General features: G+C 72.2%; 8 protein-coding genes. 7 read left to right on the top strand and 1 reads right to left on the bottom strand.

Features of this window, described 5'->3' with window-relative positions:
• Window positions 1-141: 141 nt before the first annotated feature.
• Window positions 142-2,604, bottom strand: coding sequence for an MtsA protein (locus MYMAC_RS06660; protein WP_095957468.1), 2,463 nt, complete (start codon window positions 2,602-2,604; stop codon window positions 142-144).
• Window positions 2,605-2,760: 156 nt separating this feature from the next.
• Here MYMAC_RS06660 and MYMAC_RS06655 point away from each other — a divergent pair, with 156 nt between their 5' ends.
• The 7 genes from MYMAC_RS06655 to MYMAC_RS06625 are packed head-to-tail and all read left to right on the top strand — an operon-like array spanning window position 2,761 to window position 12,256.
• Entirely contained in the window at window positions 2,761-3,114 is a 354-nt protein-coding gene (locus tag MYMAC_RS06655; RefSeq protein WP_239989385.1) for a hypothetical protein, read from the top strand.
• Between the two features lie 39 nt (window positions 3,115-3,153).
• Complete coding sequence (locus tag MYMAC_RS06650; RefSeq protein ID WP_095957467.1) at window positions 3,154-5,592, top strand: AgmX/PglI C-terminal domain-containing protein; 2,439 nt, start codon at window positions 3,154-3,156, stop codon at window positions 5,590-5,592.
• Between the two features lie 50 nt (window positions 5,593-5,642).
• Window positions 5,643-6,278 carry an outer membrane beta-barrel domain-containing protein gene (locus MYMAC_RS06645; RefSeq protein ID WP_013935532.1) on the top strand — a complete coding sequence of 212 codons (636 nt, stop codon included), beginning with the start codon at window positions 5,643-5,645 and terminating at the stop codon, window positions 6,276-6,278.
• The gene (locus MYMAC_RS06640) at window positions 6,275-7,867 is read left to right on the top strand and encodes a hypothetical protein (protein ID WP_013935533.1); all 1,593 of its coding nucleotides are present in this window, start codon (window positions 6,275-6,277) and stop codon (window positions 7,865-7,867) included. The genes MYMAC_RS06645 and MYMAC_RS06640 overlap by 4 nt, the downstream gene beginning before the upstream one ends.
• Complete coding sequence (locus tag MYMAC_RS06635) at window positions 7,864-11,133, top strand: tetratricopeptide repeat protein (RefSeq protein ID WP_095957466.1); 3,270 nt, start codon at window positions 7,864-7,866, stop codon at window positions 11,131-11,133. The genes MYMAC_RS06640 and MYMAC_RS06635 overlap by 4 nt, the downstream gene beginning before the upstream one ends.
• Entirely contained in the window at window positions 11,115-11,624 is a 510-nt protein-coding gene (locus MYMAC_RS06630; RefSeq protein ID WP_095957465.1) for a hypothetical protein, read from the top strand. The genes MYMAC_RS06635 and MYMAC_RS06630 overlap by 19 nt, the downstream gene beginning before the upstream one ends.
• Complete coding sequence (locus MYMAC_RS06625; protein ID WP_013935536.1) at window positions 11,621-12,256, top strand: hypothetical protein; 636 nt, start codon at window positions 11,621-11,623, stop codon at window positions 12,254-12,256. Before MYMAC_RS06630 ends, MYMAC_RS06625 begins: the two co-directional genes overlap by 4 nt.
• Window positions 12,257-12,258 lie beyond the last annotated feature (2 nt).

The raw sequence follows: 12,258 nt of genomic DNA, 5'->3' as shown, positions 1-12,258 counted from the left end.
GCTCGTGACACGAAGCCCGCAAGCGCCGAGCAAGTGGCACAGCACGGACCAAGAATTCGGCCCCCCGTGGAACGGGCGCCGAGCCACCCGGAGGGCCCGTGAAGCCCGGCGCCCTGCGCGTATGGGCCGCCGGGTGACGGCCTACAGCGTGAGCAGGAACGCCAGCAGGTCGTCACGCTCCTCCGGCGTGAGCGCGCTGGCGTGGCCATGCCGGGGACCGGACGTCTCCAACAGTGCGCGCAGCGCGAAGCGCGACGCCACCACGAGCCGGCCGTCCTTCACCCCGTAGCCCGCGGTGGCGCTCGTCAGCAGGGGCCACACGTCCCACGCGCCCACTAGGGAGGGCGTCGCCGCGCCAGGCACCAGGTCCTGCTGCTCCAGCCGCAGCGGCAGCGCCACCGGCGTCCCGACGTCGAGGTACCGCCCCCGCGTCTCCAGGTCCTGGTCCAGCGTGTAGAGCGGCGCCGGGTGACACGTCACACAGGCGCCCTTCCCCTCGAACAGCGCGCGCCCCGGCGCCGGGCGACCCACCCTTCCATCCGGGAGCGTCACCGTCTCCAGCGGGGCGCCGTCCTCGCCCCGGAAGGGATTGGGCGGCGTGACGAGGAGCGCGTTGTAGAGGGCCAGCGCCTCGACCTCCGAGGGCGACGGGTCCGGGTTGTGGAAGCGGTTGCGCGCGCCCACGAAGCGCACCGTGTCCACGAGGCTGATGTGACTCGCGGGGGTGAAGTACGGCGGCGTGTCGCGGCTGCCTCGCAGCGTCGTGGAGCGGTAGATGCGATTCGGCTGCGTCTTCTCATAGAAGACGCCCCCGGTGTGGCCCTCCAGGTGGCAGCCGTCACAGGTGATGCCCGTGCGTCCCAGGTCCGCGTAGTAGAGGACCTGCCCCAACCGCCGCTTGGCCTGCGCGCGAGACGTCTCCACGGGGAGCTGACGCACCACCACCGCCCGCCCCGCCTTCGCCTCGCGCACGTCCACCACCGCCACCGTCCGGGTGAAGCGGTTGAGCACGTAGAGCGTGCGCGCGTCGGGAGCCAGCGCCAGCGCGCTCGGCCCTGAATGGAGCGCCTCGCCCGCCCTGCCCCGAACCCCGAAGTCCCCCGCGGGCCGGATGCGCGGCGTGCCCTGGGGCGGCGTCACCGCCACCTCCTGGAGCACCGCGCGCCGCGCCGTGGCGTCACCCGCGACGAGCGCTCGCGCGTCCAGCACCCGCACCAGCCCCAGCCCCACGTCCGCCGCGTAGAGCAACCCCGCGCCGTCATCCAGCGCCAGCCCCTCCGTCCCGCCCGCGCCGAAGCCCCGGTGCCGCACGTAGACGCCCCGCGAGGGCTCCACCACCGACACCCCGCTGTTCGCGCTCACCTCCATGCGCTGTGGATTGGGCCCCACGTTCGGCCCCAGGCTCGACATGAAGACGTGGCCCAGCCGCTCGCTCGCCACCAGGAAGCGGGGCGCCTTGCCGCCCATCACCTGCTCCCGGAAGCGCTCGGTGTTTCCCCCGATGATGGGCACACCAGGGCCTGGAACCACCGTGGAGACCAGCGTCCCGTCCGACTGCCGCAGCAGCTCCAGTTGCCCCGTCTGGAGACTGCCCACCGCCAGCACGCCCTTCCAACGCGCCAGCGCCCGAGGGTTGGGGTCCACCGGCGCCGACCACCGTGCCCGGCCGTCCGCCAGCGACAGCGCATGCACCCGGTCTCCCACGCGCTCGGCCACGAAGGCCACGCCGCCCCGGCCATCCACCACCACCCCCTCCGCCCCCAGCGGCGCGGGCAGCACCCGGGGCGCCGCGCCCGGCGCGTCCAGGGCGTACAGCCACAGCTCCGGCTGATAGCGGTGTGCCACCCCCAGCCAGGGCCTGCCGTCCCCATCCGTCCAGGCCGCCAGCGCGGAGGGCCCATCCCCCGTGGACAGCCGCTCCACGCGCCCGCTCTCGACGTCCAGCGCGAACACCGTGTCGGTGGGCGCGGAGGCCACGTAGAGCGTGCGCCCGTCCGGCGAGCCCACCATCGCGGTCAGGTCGGCGAAGGCCGCGTCGTTCACCACCGTGAGCCGCGCGGCGCCCTCGGACTCGCCGCCCGCGGGCCCGGCGAGCCGCGCCTCCACCACCGCTTGCGGCACGTCCTCCGGGAGGCGAAGGCCCGCGGGCAGCCGCGCGTAGGCATGCGTGGCATCCACCACCGTCAAGGGAAGCCGAAGCGACAGCGGAGGCCCCAGCGAGAGCGACAGGCCCGGCACCAGGCGCTCCCCCTGGATGGAGAGCGGCTGGGAGGTCTCATTGCTCGTGAGCCGAGGCCCCACCGACACCAGCCTGGGACGCGCGGCGGGCGCCTCCGGAGCGGCCGGCGATGCGCCGCCGAGGCGATGCGCCACCACGCCCGCGGCCACCCACAACGCGCCCAGTACCGCGAGCAACGCACGCCTGCCATTCCTGCTCATCCGCGCCAGTCGCCTCCAGCGTGGAGCATCCCCCATCCCCCACGGTGCGGGGATGAATTCATGTCTCGGCTCCCCATCAGCCCAGCGAGCGAGGAACGCAGCATCGCACGCCATCTTTCCAGCGTCCCGGCAACACGCCGCCTCATCGTGGTGCATGCGCCCCACATGGGGTGGAGTGCCCTCCACACCTGGGCGCGCACAGCGTCACATGCACACGCCGGAGTGTGCGTTGACAGCTCGGTACACGCATCGCTTAACCTGTTGATGATGCGACGCTTCCTTCTTTGCATGGCTGTCGCCCAGCTCCTCGGAATCGGTACGTTGATCGCCCCGACCGACACCTGGGCCCAGAGCCGCAGCCGCTCCTCGCGCAAGGCGAAGTCCAGGACCGCAAAGCGGGCGGCCAAGGCGGCCTCCAAGGTCCCGCCGAAAATCGAGACCAAGGGCTCCTCAGCGGTGGACCCGGTGACGGGTGACACGGCCACCACCGCCACCACCGCGCTGCCGCAGCGGGGCCCGGCCCGCATCGACTTCGATGACCGGCTCATCCAGGGACAGACGAACAAGTCCGGGGCCGTGTACCTCTACGACCGCAAGGAGCTGAAGACGCGGTCGATGATCCGCGAGCGCGAGAGCTTCCGCTCCGAAACGCTCTCCACGGTGTACGACCCCTGAGGCAGCACCGCCCACCAGCCCTTGAATGGAGCGTCACCGTTGAGCGGTCAGCCCAGCGTCCTGCAAGTCGTCATCCTCCGCGACGGTCTCCTCGTGGGCACCGAGGTGTTCGTGCCGGGCACCTATGCGCTCGGCTCGGACCCGGCCTCCGACCTGCGGCTGGATGACCCGTCCGTGGAGCCGCGGCACGCGCTGCTCTACTTCCAGAACGGCCGCGCCGCGGTACAGGACGCGGGCTCCGCGGGGGGGCTCTTCGTCAACGGGCACCGCGTCTCCGCCTGTGAAATCCGGCCGGTGGATGAGGTCCTCTGCGGGCCCTTCATCCTGAAGACGCGCGTGCTGTCGCAGAAGCCCCAGGAGGCCAAGCCGCAGCCGCCGCCCGAGGTCGCCGCGCTGCTCGGCGCGGCCCAGGCGCCCTCGCCGTTCGCCGCGCCGCCTCCGCAGGCCGCCGCTCCGCCGCCCTCCGCCGCGCCCGCGCACCAGCTCCGCCCGGCCACGGCTGTTCCGCCCAACTCCGCCACCCTGCCGGCCGCGCGCGTGCCCGTCGCCCCACCCGTGCAGCACGTGGCGACCCAGGTGGCCTACCCCACGCCGGCGCAGCCCGTGCCCGCCGTGGCCATGGTCCCACCCGTGGCGCAGGTGCCCCAGGCTCACGCCCATGCCGGTGGCCACGCGCACGTCGTCGCGCAGGCGCCCCAGGCCCACGCGCAGCCGCACCAGGCCCACGCCCATGCCGGTGGCCACGCGCACACCGCCGCGCAGCCGCCCCAGGCCCACGCCCATGCCGGTGGCCACGCGCACGTCGTCGCGCAGGCGCCCCAGGCCCAGGTCCACGCCGGTGGCCACGCGCACGTCGTCGCGCAGGCGCAGCCCGCCGCCATCCCGGCGTCCCCCGGCGCGCCGTGGCCCGCGCAGCAGGCCCCCGCGGGCGTGCCGGCCAGCACGGTGCCGTCGGCCCGCCGCAGGGCCGCGCCGGAGCCCGCGCCCAGCGCCAACACGGGCATGCGGCTGGCGGACGAGCTGATGGCGGACCTCGCCATCGATCCGCTCCCGGAGCCCACCGGGCCGCTGCTGGAAGAGCAGCGCACGCTGGCGCGGCCCACGCACGCGCCGCGCATCGCGACCGGCAAGGGCGCCGCGCAGCTCTACCTGGACCTGTACTGGGGCGCCATCCGCCGCGACGCGCGCCGGTTCGCGCCGGACAAGAAGAAGCCGGTGCAGGCCTCGCTGGACCTCGAGGGGGCCATGCCCCTGTGGGGCTTCACGCTGCCGGACGGCGCGCCCTTCACGCTGGCCGAGTCGGTCAACAACGCCTTCCGCCTCTTCGTGCCGCCGGGCACCGACGTGGAGAAGAGCGGCAATGACGGCCGCTTCACGCCCGTCACCGGCGCGGCCCTGGAGTCCGACGGCAGCCGCCGCTTCCTCACGCTGCGCGAGGGCACCGCCGCGCGCCTGACGCAGGGGCAGATGTCGCTGGTGGCCTACGCCGCGCCCAAGCCCGCGCGCGTCTTCGTCAACCCGCTCAAGGGCCTGCCCTGGCTGACGCTGACCTTCCTCGGCCTCTTCGCCTCCGCCCTGGGCGCCTTCCTGGTCATGAAGCCGCACCGGCCGGAGGTGGCGGACTTCCAGCAGAAGAGCCTGCCGCCCGTGGCGCTGCGCCTCATCGCCCCCGAACCGAAGAAGAAGGAGGAGGCGAAGAAGAAGCTGGAGGCCATCAAGGCGCAGGCGAAGAAGCCCACCAAGGAGAAGGTGGCGGAGAAGGCCCCGCCCAAGCCGGTGGAGAAGACGCCGCCGCCGAAGCAGCCCGAGCGGGCGGTGGCCGCCGCCGCGCCGCAGAACAAGGCGCTCAAGGCGCTGGCCAAGCTGTCCGCCGCGGGCCCGGCCACCAACAACCTGCTCGCCGCCGTGGACAAGCTCGGCAGCGGGCCCGGCAGCAAGAACGTGAAGAACTCCAACTACAAGCTGTCCGGCCTCATCGGGAAGGCGCCCATCGCCAACGCGGGCCTGGGCACCTTCGGGTTGGGCGGCGGCGGCAAGGGCGGCGGCGCCACGCTGGGCAAGGAGCTGCTGCGCGGCAAGGGCGGCGGCGGCATCGGCGCGCTGGGCGCGGGCGGCGTGGGCAAGGGCAAGGTGGGCGGCACCGTCACCCGCGCCACGGCCCGCAGCATCGCCTCCACGCAGGGCACCGTGGACCGCGAGGCGGTGGCGCGCGTCATCAACAGCCACCTCAACGAGGTCCACGGCTGCTATGAGCGCGGGCTGCTCAAGGACCCGGGGCTGGCCGGCAAGGTGGTGCTGGAGTGGACCATCGGCGCCAGCGGACGCGTGGTGGCCGCCAAGACGAAGTCCTCCACGCTGCGCAATGCCTCCGTCGAGTCCTGCATCCTCTCCAGACTGAAGTCGTGGAAGTTCCCCGCCCCCAAGGGGGGCGTCGTCATCATCACCTACCCGTTCCTCTTCAACTCGGTCGGCTACTGACGCGCCGCCTGCGCGCGCCTGTTCCCGCCCTCCCCCAGGAAGCCCCCACCGTGCGATACGCCCTGCTCATCCTCTTGCTGCTGACGCCCGGACTCGTCCGCGCGCAGGCCGAGGCGCTGGAGAATCCCGGCGCAGTGTCCGCCATCCAGGAGCGGCGATTCCGGATGCACCACGAGCTGCTGCTCGGCGTGGGCGTGCTGCCGGCCAACGCCTATTACAAGGGCCTGGTGGGCAGCGTCGGGTACACGTACCACTTCAGTGACACCTTCGCGTGGCAGGTCGGCCGCGGCACGTACAGCTACAACCTCCAGACGAGCCTGCGCCGCCAGTTGGAGCGCGACTTCAACACCTCCCCCAACGCCGCCGCCTTCCAGGACCAGGTGCAGTGGATGGTGGGCTCGGACCTCATCTGGAGCCCGCTCTACGGGAAGATGGCCTTCCTCAACGAGTCCGTGCTGCACATCGAGGCCTTCCTCCTGGGCGGCGGCACGGTGGTGAAGCTCGACCGCGACGGCGGCTTCCGGCCCGGCGTCAACGTGGGGCTCGGCCTGCGCCTCTTCACCGGCAAGACGCTCTCCCTGCGCCTGGACGTGACGAACAACACCGTGTTCACCGGCGCCACGCGCGTCATCCAGGTCCCGCAAATCCAGTTCGGAACCGCGTTCAACTTCGGCGCCACGGAATGACCTCCCGCTCGCTCATCGCCGCGCTCACCAGCGCCGCGCTCCTCGTGTCTCCAGCGCCCGCCGCCGCGCAGTCCGCGGGCGGCGCGCAGCCCACGTCCCCCGCGCCCGAGCAGGGCTCGCCGCCCGCCACGGACGGCAAGGCGCCCGCCAGCCCGGACGCCCAGGCTCCCGCGGCGCAAGGCGCCAGCAAGCCCGCGGAGGCCCCGCCTCCCGCGCCCGAGAAGGTGGACCCGGCCGTCTTCGACCAGGCCCTCCAGGCCTACTTCGATGGCAACCCGCGCGACGCCGCCGAGCCGCTCTACGCCTGGCTCCAGGCCGCGCCCAGGACGGATGAGAACTACGCCTGGGGTCAGTACTTCCTCGCGCGCAGCCTCATCGACCTGGGGCTGACGCACGCGGGGGCCTCGTACCTGGCTCGCATCGCGCGCGAGCGCTCCAACCCCAACGTGCTGCCCCGCGCGCTGGACGCGCTCAAGGCGCTGACGGACCGGCCGCACGACGAGGTGATGATCGACGAGCAGGTGTTCGGCGCGCTGGACCTGGGCTTCCTCCCGGAGGAGACGGGCGCCTACGCGCACTACCAGCAGGGCCTGGTGGACCTGCGCGTGGGCAACGAGCGCTGGGCCAACACCCACTTCGCCAAGCTGCCGGAGACGAGCGCCGAGGCCAGCCACGCGAAGTTCGCGCTGCTCGTCACCCGCCTGAAGCACGTCAAGGAGCCGACGGACGAAATCATCGCCGACTTCCTCGCGCTGTCCGAGGACGAGAAGCTCACCCGCGAGGCCCGCAACGAGGCGGCGCTGGCGGTGGCGCGCCTGCGCTACGAGCGCAAGGACTTCCAGGGCGCGCTGGAGGCGTATGACCGCGTGAAGCTGCCCGAGCTGGACCCGGGCCGCGCCAGCCTCTACCTGGAGGAGGCGTGGACCCGCTACAAGCTGGGGGAGCTGCGCGCGTCGCTGGGCATCCTCACCACGCTGGACGCGCCGTCCTTCCGCGACGAGTTCCTGCCGGACAAGTACCTGCTGCGCTCGCTCATCTACCGGGATTTGTGCCACTACCTGCCGGCCAAGCGCGCCGCCAAGGAGCTGACGCGGCGCTTCGCGGACTCGCTGGAGGCGGTGCGCAACCGCGAGGACCTCACGCAGGACGTGCGCCTGCGCCGCGCCGCCAACGCCCATGGAAGCACCCAGCGCGCCGCGCGCTTCCTGCAGACGCTGGAGCTGGAGGGCGAGCGGCTGGGCCGCTACGCCGGCAGCTTCGGCGACCGGCTCTTCTCGCACCTGACGAAGCTCTACGACTTGTCCCGCGCCGAGGCGGTCCGCGTCCATGACGCGCGGCTGGCCGAGGCCGTCCGCCAGGAAGCGGACACCCTGCTGCGCGCCGCCGAGCAGGTGCGCCTGATGGAGTACGAAGTGGGCCTGAAGCTGTACGAGCGCGTGAAGAAGGGCGCGCGGATTGTCGCGCCGGAGGACGAGCAGATTCTGTCGCCCACGCAAACGGCCTACCGTTTCGACGGCGAGTACTGGAACGACGAGCTGCGCTCCTACCGGGTCCGCATCGACAGCCGCTGCATCGAGGAGACGCCATGACCGGGCACCTGACGGGCCTGATTGCCGCCGCCCTGCTCGCGGCCGCCCCGGGCGGGGCCGGGCGCCCTGGCCCGGGCGTCAACCCGATTGTCTCCAAGGCGAAGGAGCGCGAGGAGCTCATCGCCAAGCTCAAGCGCGACATCTTCAAGGTGGACCGCGCCATCGGCGAGACGGAGCGCCTCATCTCCAAGAGCCGCAACGCGCCCTACCTGCCGGACCTGCAGTTCCGGCTGGCCGAGCTCTACGTGGAGAAGAGCCGCTACGTGTACTACCTCCAGGCGGAGTCGCGCCCGGAGGGTGCCAGCGGCGCCATCGTCTCCCCGGAGACGCGGCTGATGAAGCAGAAGGCCGTGCAGATGTACCACCGGCTGCTGCGCGAGTACCCGGACTTCAAGGACGGCGACCAGGTGACGTTCTACCTGGCGCACGAGCAGCGCGAGCTGGGCCAGTTCGACGAGATGCTCAAGACGCTCGGCGACCTGACGCGCAAGTTCCCCGGCAGCCCGCTGCGCCTGGAGGCGGAGCAGATCCTGGGTGACCACTTCTTCGACAAGGCCGAGCTGGGCGAGGCGGAGAAGCACTACCAGGCCATCCTGGAGGCCCCGCCCTCGCCGGTGCACGACCTGGCCCGCTACAAGATGGGCTGGATTCGGGTGAACCAGGCCAAGCACGCGGAGGCCGTCACCTTCTTCGAGGCCGCCGCCGCCAGCGCGCCGCTGCCCGGCGTGGACGTGAAGAAGGCGCTCAACGTCAAGCGCGAGGCCCTGCTGGACCTCGTCTACAGCTACACCGAGGCCAAGCCGCCCAAGGGCGCGCTCAACTACTTCGAGAAGCTCAGCGACAGCCGCGCCACCTACGCGCTCGCGCTGGACAAGCTGGGCAACCGCTACTTCATCAAGCAGCAGTACGAGTGGGCCATCCCCGCGCTGCGCAAGCTGATGGAGCTCCAGCACGACCCGGAGCTGGATTTGGAGCGCGGCCAGAAGCTCTACGACGCCATCAAGGCCTCCAAGGGCAAGGTGCTGCCGGACCCGGAGGACCTGCGCATCCTGGTGCGCGCCGCGGTGCAGAGCAAGAAGGACCCCGAGCTGACGGAGGCCGAGCGCAAGAAGCACCTGGTGGAGCTGGAGGAGATGGCGAGAGACCTCTCCACGCTGCTCCACGTGGAGGCGCAGAAGAAGAACGACAAGGCGCTCTACGTGAGCGCGGCGGACGCGTACCAGACGTACCTGGGCCTCTTCCGGCCCCAGCAGCACGTGCGCACCATGATGAAGAACCGCGCGGACGCGCTGTTCTCCGCCAACGAATACCCCGAGGCCGCGCGCCAGTTCGAGGAGCTGGCCCGCTACCACGTGAAGGCGAAGGACGCGAAGGGCGAGGAGGAGGCCCTCAACGCCGCGCTGCTGGCGCACTTCTCCACCCTCAAGCCGGAGGAGGCGCAGAAGCGCAACGCCTTCGAGGTGGCGGACGCGCGCCAGGCCATGAAGCTGCTGGGCGCCGAGTTCGTGTCGCGCTACCCCCGCAGCGGGAACGCCCTGGTGGTGAAGTTCAACATCGCCCGCGCCTACTACGAGGACGGCGAGTACCCGAAGGCCGCGGAGCTGTTCACCGCCTTCGCGCTGAGCCACCCCCAGCACAAGGACGCCCCCGTCGCGGGCAACCTGGCGCTGGACAGCCTGCGGCAGCTCAACGACTTCAAGGGCCTGGACGCGACGGGCAAGAAGCTGCTGGGCGCGCCGCTGCCGGCCAGCTTCCGCGCGGACGTGCAGAAGATCCTCACCCAGAGCCGCGCCGAGGCGCTGGACGAGCTGGCCCTCCAGAGCGCCCAGGAGACGGGCGACGTCATCCAGGGCCTGGTGAAGGTGGCGGACGAGAACAAGAACTCCGACATCGGCGAGAAGGCGCTCTACGGCGCGTTCACCGCGGCGCGCGAGAAGCGCGACATGCAGGCCGAGCGCGAGCTGGGCGCCAAGCTGGTGAAGGACTACCCCAAGAGCCAGTACCTGTCGGACGTGCTGCTGACGCTGGGCCGGCACGCGGCGGAGGCCGCGGCGTTCGGCGAGGCGGCGGGCTGGTTCGAGCAGGTGGGCCAGAAGCTGGGCGGCGACTTCGCCGCGGTGGACGGCTGGCTGGCCGGCGCGCGGCTGCGCCTGGCGCTGGGCGAGTACAAGGAGGCGGCGCGCGACTTGGAGGCCGCCACCGACATCGCGGGCGCGCGCAAGGCGGAGATCCTGGTCCTGCTGGCGGAGACGCGACTGAAGCAGAAGGACTACGCCCGCGCGAAGACGGCGGCCGAGGCCGCGCTGAAGCTGGACCGCCACAGCGCGGCCGCGGCGGCGGTGCTGGCCGAGGTGCAGGCCACCACCGCGCCCACCGCCCCCGCCGACGCGCTCATCGCCACCCTCACCACCGCGGTGCAGGGCCCCAACGGCGGCACCGAGGAGGCGGCGAAGGGCCTGTGGTACCTGGGCGAAATCCTCTACCGCGGCTACAAGGACCTGCCCGCGGACCAGGTGGAGGAGAAGGTCGCCGCGCTCCAGAGCATGGAGGGCATCTACACGCAGGCCGCGTCGCTGGGCTACGCGGAGTGGGCGGTGGCCTCGCTGTGGAAGCTGGCGCTCGCGTACGGCCACATCGCGGACGTGGTGGAGGGCACGGCCGTTCCCGCCGGCCTGTCTTCCGCGGAGGCCCAGCAGTTCAGGGCCGCGGTGAAGGAGCAGGTGGCCCCGCTGAAGGCGCGCTCGGAGGAGGCCTTCAAGGCCTGCCTGTCCCGCGCCGAGTCCCTGGAGGTCTTCAGCGCCGCGGTGGTGGGCTGCCGCGCCCGCGCGGAGACGGCGGCGCTGCCGGTGCCGCAGCCGGGCGCGCCCACGCAGCCGGCGTCCCTGGAGGAGCTGCGCAAGAAGGCCGAGCGCACGCTCAACGTGGAGGCGCTGGAGGCGCTGGGCCTGGCCTACCTGGACGCGCGGCAGTACGGCATGGCGCAGCTCACCTTCGGCCGCGTCACGGAGCTGCAGGACACGCGGGCCTCGGCGCACTCCGCGCTGGGCCTGGCGCTGCTCCACATGGGTGACGCCATGGGGGCGCGCGAGGCCTACGGCCGCGCCATGGACTCCGACCCCACCTTCGGCAAGGCGCGCCTCAACCTGGCCGCGCTGCGCTGCCGCTTCGGCGACGTGGACGGCGCCCGGCGCGAGCTGGCCGTGCTCAAGGACGTGGCCTCGCTGGCCGGCAACGACGTGGACGGCGGGTGGAAGGCATGCAAGTGAGGCCCGCGCGTGCATCGTGGTTCGGCGTGCTGCTCGCCGCCGCCCTCTGCGCCTGCGGGGGCGAGGGCGGGCGGCTGGAGGGCAGCGTCACGTCGCTGCTCGACCTGCGCTACGACCGCGCGGAGGCGCAGCTCGCCGAGGGGGAGCTGGCGGTGAACTTCGTCACCCAGCAGGGCACCGGCACCAACACGGTGCTGAAGGTCAGCGCCCGGGTGGCGGACATGATTCCGGAGGGCTACACCGGCTCGCTGGACGTCAACCTGGCGGAAGTCCTGGACAGCGGCGCCCAGCGCGGCGCCATTGGCCGCAACGTGCTGGATGAGCCGGCGCGGACCTTCCCGGCGCTCCGGGTGGGCGGGCTGAAGGTGAAGGCCCTCCCCAGCCAGCAGGGGCAGCGCATCTCCGGCGAGCTCCACGTCACGTTCGAAAACGGCACCCACACCTATTCCGGGCGCACCATCTTCGGAAGCTTCGAGGCGACGGTCCCATGAAGCGCTTTGTCCTGCTCACCCTCCCCCTGCTCTCCGCCTGCGGCCCCAGCTACAACCTGCGCGTGCCCGACTCGCTGGAGAAGAAGCTCCCCTACGAGGCGCGCATCGAGCTGCTGGAGGCGGAGAACAACCTCGCGCTCGCCATCGACAAGGTGGACGAGGCCGACAACGAGATTGGCCGCGCCCGCGACCACATCCGCCGCGCCCGCTCCCGCCAGGAGGCCGCCGAGGATGAAGTGGACCGCGCCTCCGACGAGGTGTCCCGCGAGGTGGCGAAGCTGGCCATCGCCGAGGCCGAGGCCCGCGTGGAGTACCTGCGCGCCCGGCAGCGGCTCAGCGTGGGCCTGCGGGACGTGGAGCGGCTGGCGCTGCGCTGCGCCTTCGCCGAGTTCGAGCTGGCCCGCCTGCACGCCGCCCGGAAGGCGAAGGTCGAGGGCAGCGAGCGGCTGGACCAGCAGGAGTTCGAGGAGCAGGTCTCCGAGTGCAAGGCGGAGGTGAAGGAGGAGCGCGCCTCGCTCGCCGGAGACGAGAAGGAAGAGAAGACGGCGCGGGAGGCGTGGGAGGCGAAGAAGGCGGCGCTCGCGAAGAAGACCTTCGACGCGCGCGCGAGTCCCTACGTGGAGAACCTCTAAAA

Origin of the sequence: Corallococcus macrosporus DSM 14697, assembly GCF_002305895.1 — a bacterium.
GTDB classification, from domain to species: Bacteria; Myxococcota; Myxococcia; order Myxococcales; family Myxococcaceae; genus Myxococcus; species Myxococcus macrosporus.
Note: the sequence above shows the minus strand (reverse complement) of the source record. Positions and strands in the feature narration are given on the sequence as shown.